Below are 16840 nucleotides of genomic sequence, written 5' to 3' on the forward strand. Positions count from 1 at the left end.
AGAGTTCGTGGAACTGAAGCGCGGCTCCCAACGCAGGGAGGTGCGCTTCAGCAATAAGCGTCAGTCACGATAGTGTGTTTCTGTTTTGGCGGTCTTTTCTGGAATGAACGCCTCCAAATCTTGAACTTCAGAGCATAATCGTATATCGTCGATATACGATGAAGATAGTTCTGGACAAAAGCTCGACCGAAACTGTCGCCGATCTGGCGCAGCTCGGCATTGACGATGAAGCGGCAGCGCGCATTTGCGCCGCGCTGGGCCATCCTGTCCGCATTCGCATTATCCGCCAGTTGATGATGGAGGACGCCTGCTGCTGCAAGGATATTGTCGGCAAGCTCGACCTTGCGCAATCGACGGTTTCCCAACACCTCAAGGTCCTCGTGCAGGCCGGTCTTATCGATTATCGGCCTGAGCGCCAGTCCTCGCGTTACAGCGTCAACTGGCAGCAACTAAACGCTGTTCGCACGCATTTTGCTTCCTTCAAGAGCAGATGCTGCGGCTAGAGCATGTCTCTCGAAAGTGTGAACCGGTTTCGGGATAAAGACATGCGTGAAAACAAAGAGATAGAGCGCATCTCGAAAAGCTCGAAGTGGCTATCGGAAGCGATGCGTCAATACAAATAGATAGAGCGATGACGGAGTTTCATCTCGTACGAAATCGCTTGAGCCCACCGACTTGAAAGAACGCACCATGAGTTCTCCCAAAACGGTTTCCGCCGACTCCGGCGAAACGTTCAAGACACTGCGAAATCTCTGGCCCTATATGTGGCCGTCCGACAGGCCCGATCTGCGTATGCGCGTCGTCTGGGCCACGTTCTATCTGGTGATTTCCAAGATCGTGCTCATCCTCGTGCCCTATTTCTTCAAATGGGTGACGAATGCCTTGACCGGTCAATTGAACCCGCCGGATTATATCCCGCTGTTTCTGGTCGGCGCAGTGATGCTTGTGCTGGCTTATAACGGCGCCAAGATCGTACAGGCTGGCCTCAACCAGCTTCGCGATGCATTGTTTGCAAGCGTCGGGCAATATGCGGTACGCCAGCTGGCCTACCGAACCTTCGTGCACATGCACCAGCTGTCGCTTAGGTTCCATCTTGAACGGCGCACGGGCGGACTTTCGCGGGTCATTGAGCGCGGCACCAAGGGCATTGAAACGATTGTTCGTTTCACGATCCTCAATACCCTGCCCACCATTCTTGAGTTTGCGCTGACGGCGGTGATTTTCGCCTTCGCGTACGGCATTTCCTATCTGCTCGTGGTTGCGGCGACGGTTTGGCTCTATACGTGGTTTACGATCAAGGCGAGCGACTGGCGCATCAATATTCGCCGCGAAATGAACGACTCCGATACGGATGCCAATACCAAGGCAATCGACTCGCTGCTCAACTTTGAAACCGTCAAATATTTCGGCAACGAGAACATGGAAGCAAAGCGCTTCGATGCTTCGATGGCTCGCTATGAAAAGGCTGCAACCCAGACATGGACGTCGCTTGGCTGGCTGAACTTCGGTCAGGCCGTCATCTTTGGTGTCGGCATGGCGGTGGTCATGGTCATGTCAGCGTTGGAAGTCCGGGCCGGAACGCAATCCATCGGCGACTTCGTTTTCATTAATGCCATGCTGATGCAGCTATCCATCCCGCTCAATTTCATCGGTTTCATCTATCGCGAAATCCGTCAGGGTTTGACCGATATCGAGCAGATGTTCGATCTCCTCGATGTGAAGCAAGAAGTCGTCGACAAGCCCAATGCACCAGCATTGAAAATCGATCACGGTGCAATCCGTTTCGATGATGTGCATTTTGCCTATGATGCGAACCGCCCGATCCTCAAGGGCATCAGTTTTGAAGTTCCGGCAGGAAAGACGGTAGCGATAGTCGGACCGTCGGGTGCGGGTAAATCCACGATCTCGCGACTGCTGTTTCGCTTCTATGATGTCCAGTCGGGATCGGTTTCCATCGACGGGCAGGACGTTCGCGACGTCACGCAGGAAAGCCTGCGCAAGGTCATCGGCATGGTGCCGCAGGACACTGTGCTGTTCAACGATACGATCGCTTACAACATTCGTTATGGCCGTCCTGATGCCACGACCGAAGAAGTGGAAAAGGCGGCTGAGCTGGCGCAGATTTCCGGCTTCATCAAGCATCTGCCGGAAGGCTATCAGGCCATGGTTGGCGAACGCGGCCTCAAGCTTTCGGGCGGTGAGAAACAGCGTGTCGCGATTGCCCGTACGATCCTGAAAGCGCCTCCAATCCTGATACTCGATGAGGCGACTTCCGCGCTCGATACCGCGACCGAGCAGGAAATCCAGTCTGCACTCGACATCGTTAGTCGTGGGCGTACCACGCTAGTCATCGCGCACCGTCTGTCGACCGTCATAAGTGCGGATGAGATCATCGTTCTGAAGGACGGTCTGATTGCCGAGCGCGGCACTCACCACATGCTTCTCAAGCATAAGGGGCTTTACGCGTCCATGTGGGCTCGTCAGCGCGAGGCGGATGAGGCGGAAGAGCGTCTGCGTCAGGTTCGCGAAAGTGACGAATTGGGTATCGTCACACGTGGTGTTCCGGCGGCGGAATAGGCAGTTTATCGGCAGCTAGTTATATTAGGGCGCGATCACGTGCCCTAACAGCCGTGAATAATTTGCGAAATGGATTTCGATTCTGAACAGGATGAGGTAAATAACGGCCAAACTCAAAGGAAGAGCGATGAGCCTTACTGATACCATCCGCAATACTTTCGTGCCGATCCATCGGGAAGGCTATCCGTTTATCGCGGGCTTTTTCGTGGTTTCGCTAATTCTGGGCTGGCTTTGGGACCCGTTGTTCTGGATCGGCATGGTGCTGACCGTCTGGTGCATCTACTTCTATCGTGATCCGGAGCGCGTGACGCCGATGGACGATGATCTGGTCATCAGCCCCGCTGACGGCAAGGTTTCCTTCGTCGGTCCGGCTGTGCCACCAGCCGAGCTGGATCTCGGCGCTGAGCCACGTATGCGGGTGTCGGTTTTCATGAATGTGTTCTCGGTTCACATCAACCGGTCTCCGGTGCGTGGCAAGATCGAGAAGGTCGTGCATCGTCCGGGCAAGTTCCTCAACGCGGAACTGGACAAGGCCAGCACGGAAAATGAACGCAACAGCGTCCTTATCGAAAGCCCGCATGGCAAAATCGGTGTTGTCCAGATTGCCGGTCTGGTCGCGCGGCGCATCGTTTGCTGGTCGAACGAGGATGATGATTTGTCCGTGGGCGAGCGGTTCGGCCTGATCCGTTTCGGATCGCGCGTCGATGTTTATCTTCCGGCTGATGCGACCGTTCGTGTTGCAGTTGGCCAGACGGCAGTCGCCGGTGAAACCGTGCTGGCCGATTATGGCAGCGTGCGCGGCGAACCTGTGGTGCGGATCGGCTGAGCCGATGGAGACGCCTTTTCCGCCTTTTGAGCCCAATGGCCGCGTGGATTCATCGCGCGGCCCCAAGCTGTCGCAGATACCGCTACGTATCGTCATTCCCAATGTCATAACGGTTCTCGCCATCTGTGCTGGTCTTACCGGCATCCGTCTGGCTTTCGAGAACCGCTTCGAGCTTGCCGTCGTGATGGTCCTCGTCGCAGCCTTTCTCGATGGCATTGATGGGCGCGTTGCTCGCATGATGAAGGGTTCGTCGAAGTTCGGCGCGCAGATGGATTCGCTCGCCGATATCGTCAATTTCGGTGTCGCGCCCGCTCTGGTGCTCTATGCCTTCATGCTCGATCAGGCGCGCTCGTTCGGCTGGATTGCTGCACTGCTTTATGCCATCGCCTGCTGCCTGCGGCTTGCGCGGTTCAATGTCATGCTCGAAGACCCGAACCGTCCGGCATGGCAGAGCAACTATTTCATCGGTGTGCCTGCACCGGCAGGCGCCATGCTTGTCCTGTTGCCGGTCTACCTCGGCTTTCTTGGTCTGACACCAACGCGGGCGCTCGCTTTCGGTGTGGCGATCTATACCGTCGCAATCGCGTTTCTGCTCGTAAGCCGTCTGCCGGTCTATAATGGTAAGTCCGCCGGAAGCCTTGTCCGGCGCGATATCGTCATGCCGCTCATCCTGTTCGTGGTGGTTTACGTCGCGTTCCTGATGAGCTTTACCTGGCAGACATTGAGCCTCACGGCGCTCGCCTATCTCGTGTTTCTTCCGTTCAGTCTGGCTGCCTGGAACAAGCGCGAAGCCGCTGACCGAAAAGCGGAGGAAGAAGCCGGGACCGAAGAAGATACACCGTCAGAAGAAAACTGATGGCAATGCCTGCTTGATGAAACCAATGCGCTCCTCGACCGATGATTTTGGCAGGAGCGCGATTTCATATCCAAGCCGTCTGTAAGTTTTATCCATCGCCTCGAATGTGCGTGCGGCTTCCTCGAAATCCTGCTTCCGCTCAGCATCCTGACCAAAGATTTCTGCCCACGGCGGAGCGAGAAACACTGTTCTGTTGTACTGAAACTGCCGTGCGGCTTCTTCCATATGCTGCGGAACGGGCAGGTTACACAGCATCAGATAGCCGATTACGTCAGGAACACCGCGGTCGAAGAGGAGCGTCCCGGGCTGTTGTTTCGCCATCGCGTGCGAGCGCATTTCCCATGAAAGCATTAGCTCCGCAAAAAGCGCGCGATCACTCCAGGGCAGGGCATTGCCGCCGATGGCGACCTGATCCTGAATGATGGCACGTCCAGCCTCCACAGTGCGGGGAAAGCCCTGCCTTTCGAGTGCATCGATCAGTGTGCTTTTGCCTGATCCGGGCCCGCCGCTGATGATAATGAAACGCTGGTGATCATTGGTCATAAGTCCTCCAATAGCAAAGGGAACGCGCGCCAAATTTGGCAGCACGTGACAAAGGGGTCTGAGGGGGGAGAAATGCCCGCTGAAAAAAGAGCCAACAGATGGCCAGGCGGGAAACATTAATAAGTAAATACATAGAACCGGCCTTGCATATAGGCAAGGCCGGAGGACCGAAATCAGCTCGGCAGATGATAGTCGAGGAAGCGGTCCTGACGTACGTCGAAAAGCTTGCCCGTGACGTCAAGTGCCGGATCGGCGAGCTTGACGATCTTTTCTGCGACCGACTGTGGTGTTGGCAGCGTCTCTGGATCTTCGCCCGGCATCGCCTGCGCGCGCATTGCCGTGCGGGTGGCGCCCGGATTGACCGAGTTGATCTTGAGCTTCATCTGCTTCGTTTCTTCGGCCCAGCTGCGCGCCATGACTTCGACAGCAGCTTTCGAGGCAGCATACGGCCCCCAGAAGGCGCGGCAGGTATGTGCCACACCGGAGGAGAGCAGAATGGCACGTCCGGCGTCGGAAGCCCGCAGCAGCGGATCGGTGGACCGAATAAGACGCCATACGCTGGTGACATTGACATTCATGAGCTTCTCGAACGTCTTGGCCTCGACATGGCCGATCGGCGAGATCGTGCCGAGGACACCCGCATTGGCAACCATGATATCGAGTTTGCCCCAGCGCTCATGAATAGAGCCGCCGAGGCGATCGATCGCTTCCATATCGGTAATATCGAGAGGCACCAGCGTAGCATTGCCACCCAGTTTGCGGATATCGTCGTCCAGCTCTTCAAGCCCGCCGACGGTGCGAGCGACTGCGATTACATGTGCGCCGCGTTTTGCCAGTTCAAGTGAAAGAAAATAGCCAATACCGCGCGATGCGCCTGTTACCAGTGCGATGCGGCCCGTAAGGTCGATGCTCATCTAGTCCCCATATGATGCAAAAACATGAAACAGGCGGCCTTTTGGGCCGCCTGCGTGAAGAATCGGGCGATCAGCCGTTGCTTGCGAGCAGCGACAGCGTATGCACATTGCTCTCGCCTTCCTGATCGAGGAGGCGGGTCGGATATTCGCCCGTGAAGTAATGATCGGTGAAAGCCGGTGCTTTCGGATTACGTGGCTTCCCGCCAACGGCCTTGTAGAGCCCGTCGATGGAAAGAAATGCCAGAGAATCCGCGCCGATGTAGCGGCACATGGATTCCAGGTCTTTGTGCTGGTTGGCCAGCAGCTTATCGGCATGGGGGGTGTCGATACCGTAGAAATCCGGATGGTAAATCATTGGACTTGCCACGCGGATATGCACTTCCTTTGCGCCCGCATCGCGGATCATCTGAACGATCTTGACCGATGTGGTGCCGCGCACAATGGAATCATCCACCAGCACGACGCGCTTGCCTTCGATCATGGCGCGATTGGCTGAATGCTTCAGCTTGACGCCCAGTGCACGAATTTGCTGAGTCGGCTCGATAAAGGTACGGCCCACATAATGGTTGCGGATGATGCCATATTCGAACGGAATGCCGCTTGCCTGCGCGAAGCCGAGAGCGGCAGGCGTGCCGCCATCAGGCACCGGCACGACAACATCAGCTTCAATACCAGCTTCCTTGGCAAGCTCCATGCCCATATTCTTGCGCGCGACATAGACGCTGCGGCCGCCGACGACGGAGTCGGGACGGGCGAAATAGACATACTCGAACAGGCAGAGCCGTTCCGGCTGTGGATTTTCAGCCTTGATGGATTCGATGGTGATGGAGCCGTCCTTCTGAATCTCGCAGATGATCACTTCGCCGTTTTCGACGTCGCGAACATATTTCGCGCCGATAATGTCGAGGGCACAAGTCTCCGAGCAGAAGATAGGCTTGCCGTCGAGCTCGCCCATGACAAGCGGACGGATGCCGATTACGTCACGCGCGGCAATCAGCTTGGTGCGGGTCAGCGCCAGCATGGCGTAACCACCTTCGACCTGACGAATGGCATCGACGAAACGGTCAGACGAGGATGCATGGCGCGAACGGGCGATCATGTGCAGGACGACTTCGGTATCGGACGTCGCCTGGAAGATTGCGCCGGAAGCAATCAGTTGTTTGCGCAGCGTTATGCCGTTGGTGAAATTGCCGTTATGGGCAATGGCAATGCCGCCGACTTCCAGTTCCGCGAACAATGGCTGCACATTGCGCAGGATCGTCTCGCCGGTGGTGGAGTAGCGCACATGACCGATGGCACGGTCGCCGGGCAGGCGGTTCAGCGTTGCTGCATCGGTGAAATGATCGCCGACGAGGCCCATATGGCGTTCGGAATGAAAACGGCGATTGTGATAGGAAACGATACCGGCGGCTTCCTGCCCGCGATGCTGGAGGGCATGCAGGCCCAATGCGGTCAGCGCGGCTGCGTCTTCATGGCCAAGTATGCCAAATACGCCGCACTCTTCATGCAGGGTGTCATCGTCCAGCATAAAGGAGGCATTTTCAGAAGAATGGCTGGTCATTGCCGCAAGGCCTTTCGATTGCAGAGGCAACTAAAGCATGTCGCGGAAAAGTGGAGACCGGTTTTCCGATAACGACATGCGTAAAGACTTCAAGCGCCTCTCTATCACAAGATAGCTTTTTGTTAAAAGCGAAGAGTTCACCGCTGCGTCGATATAGTCTCATGAACATTAGTATCGCACGATGCCGGCGAATAATCTCGCAAATTCCCGCCTGAAATATGATCGCGGAACCGAAATGACAATGTGTAAGCGTCATTTTGGCTATTTCACATCTGTCGGCTTTTGCCTCCAGAATTGAAAAAGCCGCCAGCAGGGCTGGCGGCTTCTCGATATCTCGGAACAGCTTATTGCTGTGCAGGCGTATCGTCGGGAACAGGCGCTTCTTCCTGCTCGCCAGAGGCCGGAGCATTATGCTGTGGCTTGAACTTGTCGATCATCTGGTCGGGATTAGCCGGCAGAAGGTCGATCAGCTGCTGGCCGAACGAATCGAGCATTGGCTTCGATTTGGCGTTCGTCACCCAGGCTGGCTGGTTCGTCGGGACGAGCCAGTTGAAGAACAGCATGGCAACGACAACGAGAAGCACACCGCGCACGCCGCCGAACAGGAAGCCGAGCGTGCGGTCAAGCGCGCCGATACGGCTGTCGATGATGAAATCGGCGATCTTCATGGTGATCAGCGACACGACGATCAGCACGACGAGGAAGACGGCGCCAGCGGCGGCAATCTTCGCGATGGTTTCGTTGTTGATATAGGGCTGCACGAAAGGCAGAACCGGCTGGTAGAAGAGATAGGCCGCAGCGGCCGCTGCCGCCCACGATACCAGCGACAGCACCTCGCGGGAAAAACCGCGCACCATCGCCAAAACGGCTGAAACCAGCGTTATCCCGAGTAGAATTCCATCAAGCATGGTTATCGGCATTCTGCCTGTCCTCAGTTATTATGCGCAATCACTTTAATACGCAGGGCAGTCAAAGATGCTGGAGCTTATCACCGGAAGGTTGACAGATTCTTCCAGTCATAAAACTCCAGATTTATTGCTTCTTTCCGGAGCCTGAAGCCGCGATGCGCGCAACAAGGTCGGGCAGAGCCGAAGTTTCCATAAGCCGGAAGTTGCGATCTTTCCAAAGTTCGCCGCTGCCGCCGGGCACTTCTGCCTGCCGGAAACCGAGCTTCTCGGCTTCCTTGAGCCTCTGTACTGCATGCGTTACCGCGCGAACAGCACCGGAAAGGCTGATTTCGCCGAAATAAACACAATCTGGCGGAAGGGCAATACCGGCCATGGATGAAACCAGTGCAGCAGCCACAGCTATATCGGCGGCAGGCTCGCTGATACGATAACCGCCCGCGACATTCAGGTAGACATCGTGCTGGCCGAAACGAACGCCGCAATGCGATTCGAGCACGGCGAGGATCATGGCAAGTCGTCCGCCGTCCCAGCCGACGACCGCACGACGCGGGGTGCCGAGCGAGGAGGGGGCGACAAGCGCCTGTATCTCCACCAGCACCGGGCGCGTGCCTTCCATGCCGGCGAAGACAGCTGCACCTGGAGCCTTGGCGTTACGCTCTCCAAGGAAAAGCTCGGACGGGTTGGAAACCTCACGCAGCCCACCATCGGACATCTCGAAGACACCGATCTCGTCGGTGGGGCCGAAACGGTTCTTCACCGTGCGCAGGATGCGATAGTGATGTCCGCCTTCACCTTCGAAATAGAGGACACCATCGACCATATGTTCGACCACGCGAGGGCCTGCAATCTGGCCGTCTTTGGTAACATGTCCCACCAGCACGACTGCGGAACCAGTCTGCTTGGCATAGCGGATCATGGCTTGTGCCGACGAACGCACCTGCGTGACCGTGCCGGGAGCAGAATCTGCCATATCGGTCCAGAGCGTCTGGATCGAATCGATGATGACGAGATCGGGTCGCTTGGTATCAGAAATGGTAGCGATGATGTCTTCGACGTTGGTTTCGGCAGCAAGTTCCACCGCTGACGATGCCACACCGAGACGCTGCGCACGCAGACGTATCTGCGCGACGGCTTCTTCGCCTGAAACATAAACAATGCGATGGCCACGATTGGAAAGGGCTGCTGCAGCCTGCGTCAAAAGCGTGGATTTGCCGATCCCGGGATCGCCACCGATCAGAAGGGCTGAACCGCGCACGAAACCGCCGCCGGTAACCCGGTCAAGCTCGCTAATACCAGAAATGATGCGTGGCGCATCTTCGATGTCGCCAGACAGGGAGGTGAGGGCAACGGCGCGACCTTTGCGCTTGGACAATATGGCGCCGGGACCAGACCCGATGCCGCTATTGGTGCCTTCCTCGACAAGAGTGTTCCACTCACCGCAGGAATCGCACTTACCCGCCCAGCGCGAATGAACCGCGCCGCAATTCTGGCAGATGAATTGAACGCGCGCTTTCGCCATCAGACGCGCTCCATCTTGATCGTAATCTTACTATTCATACTGATCCGGCAGATAGGAACCCTCGGCCAGATCTGCAAATCGCGTAAACTCAGACTGGAAGGCGAGCTTGACGGTGCCGGTCGGTCCGTGACGCTGCTTGGCGATGATGACGTCAGCAGTGCCGCGCACTTTTTCAAAGTGTTGCTTCCATTCTTCATATTTCGGGTCGAATTCGTCACGCGGTTCGAGGTTCTTGACGTAATATTCCTCGCGGAACACGAAAAGCACCACGTCGGCGTCCTGCTCGATGGAGCCCGATTCACGAAGGTCGGACAGTTGCGGGCGCTTGTCGTCGCGGCTTTCAACCTGACGGGAGAGCTGTGAAAGCGCAATGATCGGAACGTTCAGTTCCTTGCCGAGCGCCTTGAGGCCGGTAGTGATTTCGGTGATTTCCTGCACGCGGTTCTGTGCCGAAGCTTTCGACGAACCGGTCATCAGCTGCACGTAGTCGATCACCAGAACGTCGAGACCGCGCTGGCGCTTCAGGCGGCGTGCACGTGCTGCAAGCTGCGCAATCGAGATACCACCGGTCTGGTCGATATAGAGCGGGATTTTCTGCATCACCTGCGAGCAGGCGACGAGCTTTTCGAAATCGGTTTCGGTGATGTCACCACGACGGATCTTCGAGGAAGACACTTCTGTCTGCTCGGAAATAATACGGGTTGCAAGCTGTTCCGCCGACATTTCGAGCGAGAAGAAGCCGACGACGCCACCATTTATGGCTTTTACGCTACCATCGGCCTGCTGTTCGCCTTCGTAGGCGTTGGCGATGTTGAATGCGATGTTGGTGGCAAGCGAGGTCTTGCCCATACCCGGACGGCCTGCAAGGATGATCAAGTCGGAAGGCTGTAGACCGCCCATCTTGCCATCGAGCGTATGGATTCCGGTGGAAACACCCGAAAGATGGCCATCACGCATAAAGGCGGCGTTGGCCATGTCAACTGCTGTGGTCACTGCATCCTTGAAGGGCAGGAAACCGCCATCATAACGCCCTGTTTCGGCAAGCTCGAACAAGCGGCGTTCGGCGTCTTCAATCTGCTCCTGCGGTGCCATGTCGACAGGCGCATCATAGGCAACGTTCACCATGTCCTCGCCAATGCCAATCAGCGCGCGACGCGTCGCCAGATCGTAAATCGCGCGGCCGTAATCTTCGGCATTGATAATGGTGACGGCTTCGGTTGCGAGGCGAGTCACATATTGGAAGATCGTGAGATCGCCCACCTTGCCTTCGGTAGGCAGGAAGGTCTTCATCGTTACGGGATTGGCCATCTTGCCGACGCGAATGAGATCCGTCGTGATTTCATAGATGCGACGGTGCAAGGGTTCGAAGAAATGGGTCGGCTTTAGGAAGTCAGATACCCGGTAAAAGGCATCGTTATTGATCAGGATCGCGCCCAGCAGCGCCTGTTCCGCTTCAATATTATGGGGTGCTTCCCGATAGAGCGCGTCTTTCTGATCCCGCGCATCGTCGAGTTTGCGTACCGCCGCTTCCGCCATGATTCTTAATCCTGTCCCTGATGCACCCAGCTAGCCCTCAAGCGACGCCAAACGCAACGCAGCTTCGGATGATTCCTGCTGGAAGAAAAAATCTATACCATGATTCACACTGATCCACAGTTCAGGCGTTGCCTTTATGCACTTCCTATTGACGGAGATTGCGGGGAGCAATCGGCGATACTAATCTTCTCCCACCCCCAAAGCTCCCTGATCTGTGCGGGCATTCAAAGCAGAGCCCGGCTTAAATTCACGAGGAATATTCATGCGACACCGCACTATTGCAGCCTGGCTTCTGACCGCATTGGCTCTCTTTTCTTCATCAACTGCTTCGTCGGCAGCCTCAGAACCTATTAAGGTCAAAGTATTTATCGCCGCCATGTTCGAGATCGGTCAGAACAGTGGCGACCGGGCCGGCGAGTTTCAAAGGTGGTATGAGCATTACTGGAAGGATGCGCAGCCCATTGAAGTCAAAGGGGCGCTGAAACCCGTTTATTGCAACGATGACGGTGTATGCGGCTCAGTTCTCGGCATGGGCAAGGTGAACTCCTCGGCCAGCATGCAGGCAATCATGCTCGACCCGGTCTTCGACTTCTCGAAAACCTACTACATCCTGTCTGGTGTGGCCGGCACACCACCTTCACGCGGAACGATAGGTGATGTCAGCTGGGCGACGTGGCTCGTTGATTATGACCTTGGTCATCGCTGGGCACCGGAAGAAGGCAAGTCGGGTGAACCGGTTTTCATGCCGCGTAAGGGCTATGAGGATTACCGTGTTTTCAAGCTTAATCCTGATTTGGTCGCGGCGGCTGTGCGCTTGGGTTCCAATGTCGAGCTTCGTGATTCACCCGAAGCTCAGGCTTATCGCATGCGTTATCCCGACAAGGCCGCACAGGCGAAACCGACCTTGAAGACGGGGACGCATATGACTGGAGATACATTCTTCCACGGTCCCGGATTGTCGAAAGAGGCTCAGTATATCGCAAAGCTCTATGGTGCCGACGACTATCTCGCCACCGAGATGGAGGCTGCAGCGCTTGCGCTCGTTATCAAGCGGCAGCACGGTACAGACCGCATCCTCAGCCTGCGCGGTTCGGTGAACTTCGATCAAGGGAATCCGAAAGAAACCACGCTACAGCATCTGGATCCCGCGCCGGGCGAAACGGCTGGTGGTTTTGCGGAGACGGTAGAGAACATCTACATCGTCGGCGCTCCAGTCGTGAGCGACATCGTCACCCATTGGGACCAATGGGAAGCAGGCGTGCCAAAGCCGGAATAAGATCTGAGAAAGCGGGCTGCTCCAGCGGATTAGCCCGCTCCCATGTCTAACAGAACTTAATCATCTCAGGCGTTCATGCTTTTCTTGACCGCCCGACCCTCACTGTTGGCACCTTTTGGCGCGCTGTCGAGGCGCTTAAGGCGCTTTTCCTCAGCCTCAATATAGTTGCGGGTCAGCGGAACGGATTCCTGTTTGTGGGCGATCTGAATGTGGAACACCATCATGTTCTGCCAGCGGAATGCGCTTTCAGACGCCGCCAGATAAAACTCCCACATGCGGCAGAAACGCTCGTCATAAAGCGCCTTGGCCTTGTCGCGATTGGCCATGAACGCCTCCCGCCAAGCCTTCAGCGTTTCCGCATAATGAAGCCGCAGGATTTCTACGTCGGTGACATAGAGCCCGGCCTTTTCGATATGCGGCAGAACCTCAGAAAGTGCCGGAATATACCCGCCCGGAAAGATGTACTTGCGGATGAACGGATTGGTCGCTCCCGGCCCATCGGCGCGTCCGATGGCATGCAGAAGGAAAACACCATCCTGCTTCATTAGGCGAGCGACGTGCTGGAAATACTCGGCGAAATGCCCGACACCAACATGCTCGAACATACCAACCGATACCAGTCGGTCAAACTTGTCGTCGATGTTGCGATAGTCGGTCAATTCGAACTTCGCACGGTCGGCCAGTCCTTCATCCTGCGCTCGCTGATTGGCAATGGCATGCTGCTCTTCTGATAAGGTTACGCCGGTGACATTGGCCTTGAGATAACGAGCCAAATAGAGCCCCATACCACCCCAGCCGCAGCCGATATCGAGCACCTTGTCGCCTTCCTTCACCAGCAATTTTGCCGCGATATGGCGCTTTTTGGCAAGCTGCGCCTCGGCAAGCGTAGCGTTTGGCGGATCGAAATAGGCGCAGGAATATTGCTTGTCTGGATCTAGAAACAGATCGTAGAGCTCACCGGAAAGGTCATAATGACTTTTGATATTGTTTGAAGACCGCGAAATCGTGTTCATCTGCTGGAAGCGACGGAAAAAAATGCGCAGCTTCGCCAGAGCTCTCATCCATGGTTCGGTCGCCGCAGTCGGCCCGGTATTCTCGAATACCATCTGAAGGAGCGTGTAGATGCCGCCCTTCAGAAAATCGATCTCGCCATCCATGAAACACTCGGCGAGTTTCAACTCCGGGTCGAGGGCCACGGCCCGCTCGGCGTGCTTTGTCTTGAAGTGTATATGAACTGGTTCGCCAGTCCTGTCGCCGTACCGGGTAAGCGCACCACTAGAATCGGTGACCGTCAGGTCGCCAGTTTTAATCATATGCGAAAGAACAGTACGCATCATTCCATACATCGGCCCCATCTCCTCTTGGGGATCGAAGCAGGCGCACGTCCATGCGTTTGCATGGCAGGCGGCAGTGCATAAGTATCAGAGCCGCTCTGTCATCAGTTTTTCAGGCAATATCCCCTCGGTCAATCGGCCTCGGGAGTAATGCCCAAGCAACGCGGACGTTTCCGTCAGCACCTCTCCAATCCAATACTAATATGTAGAATAAGGAGTTTTGCCGATCTGAAAAGAGAAAATGCCCGGCGGAGGCCGCCGGGCACGATCATATAAAGTTTACCACGATGGGAATGCGTGCTGTCTGGATTTGCATTCCCATAGATAATAGGTGGCTAAATTAAGCCTGATCTTCAGCTTCGTCCTCTTCGTCGAAAACTTCTTCCGACAGAGGCTGTTCTTCGATGCCGTAGATGGCTTCGATCGAGGTCAGGTCTTCACCCTTTGCCTGACGTTCGGCTTCTTCGGTCGAACGTGCGATGTTAACCGTAACCTGAACCTGAACTTCCGGATGCAGCGAAATCGAGACTTCGTGCAGGCCGATCGTCTTGATCGGATGGTTCAGTTCAACCTGGTTGCGGTGCAGGGTGAAGCCATTGGCCGAGATGATGTCGGCGATGTCACGGGTCGAAACGGAACCGTAGAGCTGACCGGTTTCACCAGCCGAACGTACAACGATGAAGCTTTCGCCATTGAGCTTTTCAGCAACGGCCTGAGCTTCGTTCTTGCGCTCCAGATTCTGGGCTTCGAGCTGAGCGCGCTGGCCTTCGAACTTCTTCTTGTTGGCTTCGTTGGCACGAAGAGCCTTGCCCTGCGGGAGCAGGAAGTTACGGGCATAGCCGTCCTTAACCTTGACGGTTTCGCCCATCTGGCCGAGGCGGCCAATGCGTTCCAGAAGAATGACTTCCATTGGAGTTTCCTTTCGAGTTTCTGATTCGGTTACTGACTGTCAGCGCCCGGCATTTTCGAGACCGGCGCGCCGCGCGAAGTGTCGAAAAGTCCGAGAACCATGAAGATGAAAAGCAGGAATGCGAAGAGTATGATCGCAAAGTAGGCGAGCCATAGCGCTATCGGGCGCCACACCTTGCCGCGTGTGCGGAAATGCATGATGGCAAGACCTGACATCATGAAACCAGCGCTAAGCGCGCCAACAACGACGGTTGCGATCAATCCGGCGCCGCCGGGAAGAAATGCAACCGCAAGAGCGACCGCGAAGACGAGCAGGGCCGGGCGCGGCATACGCAGCGTTGCGGGCCAGTCATCACGCGGACGGCGCAGGCGACCCGACATGGAGATCAGGCGCTGTGCCAGATAAAGATTGCCAACGAGAATCGCGAGGCAGGTTGCCGGCTGGATTGCAGGCAAGGCGACCATCAGCAGCGACGTTACATTGTTGCGAATATCATCGCTGGCCGTGAACTGCGGATCGGCTTCGGCAACCCGGTCGATAAGCGTATTTGCGAGTTCGCGCGCCATGTCCAGGCCAAAGCCCAGGATCGCACCGATGACGATGAAGCTGAGCGCCACCATCATGGCAAGCCGGAACACAATGTCTGAAAGCGGATACCAGACCAGAACATCCTTCGGTCCGCCGAGTTCTTCGGCTGGCCGCGCGAGGCCGGACAGATAGGCGCCGGTTGCTGCGGGAATGAAGCTCGTCAATGCCATCAGAAGTGCTGCAAGCGGGACGGCGACAACGCCGACGGCAACCGTAGCTGTGGCGGCGGCAACGATACCGGCGCTCGAACCCCAGCCAAGAGCAACAACGAAGATGGGAAGTGGTGTCAGGAAGTAGAGAACCATGGCCATAGCAGCCATCGCGCCACCCTGGGCGATGACGCCGGACGACATCAAGGCCGAGGCAAGCCCCGCCAATATGCCGATACCGATAATGGTTCCATTGAATTTCATCAGTTTCGCTGTCCTGCTCCGGTCTTGCCGGTTCGTGCAGTTAGAGGCCGCTGCCCCAACTTGGGTTTTTATTACGCTTCGTTGCGCCCATCGCAATGAAGGAAAGGGGAGTGGGAGGCAATCTCTGCGAGAACGCCTCCCAGAATCTTGTTCTTACTTCACAACGTAAGGCAGCAGGCCGAGGAAACGAGCGCGCTTGATCGCCTTGGCGAGTTCACGCTGCTTCTTCTGGCTGACAGCCGTAATACGGGAAGGAACGATCTTGCCGCGTTCGGAAATGTAACGCTGCAGAAGCTTGATGTCCTTGTAATCGATCTTCGGTGCGTTTGCGCCGGAGAACGGGCACGTCTTGCGACGGCGATGGAAAGGACGACGGGTCGGGATCTGATTGATATCAACCATGATTATGCTCCTTCACCAGCTTCGTTGTCGCGTGGGCGACGTGGGCCGCGATCACCACGGTCACCGCGATCACCACGGTCGAAACCGCCTTCACGACGACGCGGACGATCATCACCATCGCGTTCGCGACGGTCGTCACGGCGGGTGAGCATGGCCGACTGGCCTTCTTCGTGTTCTTCAACGCGAACGGTGAGGAAACGAAGAACGTCTTCGTTGATGCGCATCTGGCGTTCCATTTCGGCAACGGCTGCAGCCGGAGCGTCAATGTTTACGAGCGTGTAATACGCCTTGCGATTCTTCTTGATACGGTAGGTGAGGGGACGCAGACCCCAGCTTTCGACCTTACCGACCTTGCCGCCATTAGCTTCGAGGACACCCTTGTACTGTTCGACGAGAGCGTCGACCTGCTGCTGGGAAATGTCCTGGCGGGCAAGAAGCACATGTTCATAAAGAGCCATTGGCTTTGCCTTTCTTCTGTTACAACATGCCGACACCAACGGCTAAGCCTCTGCGACTTCTCTTTTGCCGGAAAACCGGTGAAGAAAGGACGCTCACTGAGACGATCGAGAGCGGAGACACGGGAGGCAGAAGCGCTTGTGACTTCTACGGATGTTCGTGAATTTAACTGCACAAACAACCGGCCCTCCGTTCAGCCCCCAGCTGGTGCCGAGCAATGA

At 56.2% G+C, this 16840-nt stretch carries 16 protein-coding genes; 5 read left to right on the forward strand and 11 right to left on the reverse strand.

All coding sequences use genetic code 11. The annotated features are described in order from the left end of the window. The first annotated feature begins 158 nt into the window (after positions 1 to 158). The 4 genes from CES86_RS15620 (at position 159) to pssA (ending at position 4259) form a co-directional block, all read left to right on the forward strand. On the forward strand, positions 159 to 503 hold the full coding sequence (locus tag CES86_RS15620) for an ArsR/SmtB family transcription factor (protein ID WP_010658373.1): 345 nt from the start codon (positions 159 to 161) through the stop codon (positions 501 to 503). 187 nt (positions 504 to 690) lie between these two features. After that, complete coding sequence (locus CES86_RS15625; protein ID WP_094514858.1) at positions 691 to 2577, forward strand: ABCB family ABC transporter ATP-binding protein/permease; 1887 nt, start codon at positions 691 to 693, stop codon at positions 2575 to 2577. Between the two features lie 127 nt (positions 2578 to 2704). Next, complete coding sequence (locus CES86_RS15630; RefSeq protein ID WP_012090826.1) at positions 2705 to 3403, forward strand: phosphatidylserine decarboxylase; 699 nt, start codon at positions 2705 to 2707, stop codon at positions 3401 to 3403. A gap of 4 nt (positions 3404 to 3407) precedes the next feature. Then, a complete protein-coding gene (pssA, locus tag CES86_RS15635; RefSeq protein ID WP_029925549.1) occupies positions 3408 to 4259 on the forward strand; it encodes a CDP-diacylglycerol--serine O-phosphatidyltransferase in 852 nt (283 codons plus the stop codon). On the opposite strand, the gene CES86_RS15640 is transcribed toward pssA, so the two are convergent. The 6 genes from CES86_RS15640 to CES86_RS15670 form a co-directional block, all read right to left on the reverse strand. Continuing rightward, positions 4245 to 4802, reverse strand: a complete 558-nt coding sequence (locus CES86_RS15640; protein ID WP_094514859.1) for an AAA family ATPase — start codon at positions 4800 to 4802, stop codon at positions 4245 to 4247. The genes pssA and CES86_RS15640 overlap by 15 nt on opposite strands. Positions 4803 to 4975: 173 nt before the next feature. Beyond that, the gene (locus CES86_RS15645; RefSeq protein ID WP_029925545.1) at positions 4976 to 5716 is read right to left on the reverse strand and encodes an SDR family NAD(P)-dependent oxidoreductase; all 741 of its coding nucleotides are present in this window, start codon (positions 5714 to 5716) and stop codon (positions 4976 to 4978) included. Between the two features lie 70 nt (positions 5717 to 5786). Beyond that, a complete protein-coding gene (gene purF / locus CES86_RS15650) occupies positions 5787 to 7277 on the reverse strand; it encodes an amidophosphoribosyltransferase (RefSeq protein WP_012090830.1) in 1491 nt (496 codons plus the stop codon). A gap of 344 nt (positions 7278 to 7621) precedes the next feature. Further along, the gene (locus tag CES86_RS15660; RefSeq protein WP_029925541.1) at positions 7622 to 8197 is read right to left on the reverse strand and encodes a CvpA family protein; all 576 of its coding nucleotides are present in this window, start codon (positions 8195 to 8197) and stop codon (positions 7622 to 7624) included. Between the two features lie 112 nt (positions 8198 to 8309). Beyond that, positions 8310 to 9704 (reverse strand): DNA repair protein RadA, encoded by a 1395-nt coding sequence (radA, locus tag CES86_RS15665; protein ID WP_010658381.1) that lies wholly within the window; start codon positions 9702 to 9704, stop codon positions 8310 to 8312. A 30-nt stretch (positions 9705 to 9734) separates the two neighbouring features. Then, entirely contained in the window at positions 9735 to 11240 is a 1506-nt protein-coding gene (locus CES86_RS15670; protein WP_094514861.1) for a replicative DNA helicase, read from the reverse strand. Positions 11241 to 11502: 262 nt separating this feature from the next. Between CES86_RS15670 and CES86_RS15675 the strand changes: the two genes are divergently transcribed. Next, the gene (locus tag CES86_RS15675) at positions 11503 to 12516 is read left to right on the forward strand and encodes a purine-nucleoside phosphorylase (protein ID WP_094514862.1); all 1014 of its coding nucleotides are present in this window, start codon (positions 11503 to 11505) and stop codon (positions 12514 to 12516) included. A gap of 65 nt (positions 12517 to 12581) precedes the next feature. Here the strand turns inward: CES86_RS15675 and CES86_RS15680 are convergent, their stop codons facing one another. The 5 genes from CES86_RS15680 to rpsF all read right to left on the reverse strand — a co-directional run bounded on the left by CES86_RS15680 (position 12582) and on the right by rpsF (position 16621). After that, on the reverse strand, positions 12582 to 13862 hold the full coding sequence (locus tag CES86_RS15680; protein ID WP_094514864.1) for an SAM-dependent methyltransferase: 1281 nt from the start codon (positions 13860 to 13862) through the stop codon (positions 12582 to 12584). Positions 13863 to 14190: 328 nt separating this feature from the next. Beyond that, positions 14191 to 14760 (reverse strand): 50S ribosomal protein L9, encoded by a 570-nt coding sequence (gene rplI / locus CES86_RS15685; protein ID WP_010658385.1) that lies wholly within the window; start codon positions 14758 to 14760, stop codon positions 14191 to 14193. A gap of 29 nt (positions 14761 to 14789) precedes the next feature. Further along, positions 14790 to 15761 (reverse strand): DUF2232 domain-containing protein, encoded by a 972-nt coding sequence (locus CES86_RS15690; RefSeq protein ID WP_094514865.1) that lies wholly within the window; start codon positions 15759 to 15761, stop codon positions 14790 to 14792. Between the two features lie 153 nt (positions 15762 to 15914). After that, on the reverse strand, positions 15915 to 16163 hold the full coding sequence (gene rpsR / locus CES86_RS15695) for a 30S ribosomal protein S18 (protein ID WP_006466219.1): 249 nt from the start codon (positions 16161 to 16163) through the stop codon (positions 15915 to 15917). A 2-nt stretch (positions 16164 to 16165) separates the two neighbouring features. Further along, a complete protein-coding gene (gene rpsF, locus CES86_RS15700) occupies positions 16166 to 16621 on the reverse strand; it encodes a 30S ribosomal protein S6 (protein WP_010658387.1) in 456 nt (151 codons plus the stop codon). Positions 16622 to 16840 lie beyond the last annotated feature (219 nt).

The organism is Brucella lupini (assembly GCF_002252535.1).
GTDB lineage: Bacteria > Pseudomonadota > Alphaproteobacteria > Rhizobiales > Rhizobiaceae > Brucella > Brucella anthropi.

Bases quoted from the DNA above. Each gene is read 5' to 3' on its own strand.
- CES86_RS15620 (WP_010658373.1), top strand. From the start codon at position 159: ATGAAGATAGTTCTGGACAAAAGCTCGACCGAAACTGTCGCCGATCTG.
- CES86_RS15625 (WP_094514858.1), top strand. From the start codon at position 691: ATGAGTTCTCCCAAAACGGTTTCCGCCGACTCCGGCGAAACGTTCAAG.
- CES86_RS15630 (WP_012090826.1), top strand. From the start codon at position 2,705: ATGAGCCTTACTGATACCATCCGCAATACTTTCGTGCCGATCCATCGG.
- pssA (WP_029925549.1), top strand. From the start codon at position 3,408: ATGGAGACGCCTTTTCCGCCTTTTGAGCCCAATGGCCGCGTGGATTCA.
- CES86_RS15640 (WP_094514859.1), bottom strand. From the start codon at position 4,802: ATGACCAATGATCACCAGCGTTTCATTATCATCAGCGGCGGGCCCGGA.
- CES86_RS15645 (WP_029925545.1), bottom strand. From the start codon at position 5,716: ATGAGCATCGACCTTACGGGCCGCATCGCACTGGTAACAGGCGCATCG.
- purF (WP_012090830.1), bottom strand. From the start codon at position 7,277: ATGACCAGCCATTCTTCTGAAAATGCCTCCTTTATGCTGGACGATGAC.
- CES86_RS15660 (WP_029925541.1), bottom strand. From the start codon at position 8,197: ATGCCGATAACCATGCTTGATGGAATTCTACTCGGGATAACGCTGGTT.
- radA (WP_010658381.1), bottom strand. From the start codon at position 9,704: ATGGCGAAAGCGCGCGTTCAATTCATCTGCCAGAATTGCGGCGCGGTT.
- CES86_RS15670 (WP_094514861.1), bottom strand. From the start codon at position 11,240: ATGGCGGAAGCGGCGGTACGCAAACTCGACGATGCGCGGGATCAGAAA.
- CES86_RS15675 (WP_094514862.1), top strand. From the start codon at position 11,503: ATGCGACACCGCACTATTGCAGCCTGGCTTCTGACCGCATTGGCTCTC.
- CES86_RS15680 (WP_094514864.1), bottom strand. From the start codon at position 13,862: ATGTATGGAATGATGCGTACTGTTCTTTCGCATATGATTAAAACTGGC.
- rplI (WP_010658385.1), bottom strand. From the start codon at position 14,760: ATGGAAGTCATTCTTCTGGAACGCATTGGCCGCCTCGGCCAGATGGGC.
- CES86_RS15690 (WP_094514865.1), bottom strand. From the start codon at position 15,761: ATGAAATTCAATGGAACCATTATCGGTATCGGCATATTGGCGGGGCTT.
- rpsR (WP_006466219.1), bottom strand. From the start codon at position 16,163: ATGGTTGATATCAATCAGATCCCGACCCGTCGTCCTTTCCATCGCCGT.
- rpsF (WP_010658387.1), bottom strand. From the start codon at position 16,621: ATGGCTCTTTATGAACATGTGCTTCTTGCCCGCCAGGACATTTCCCAG.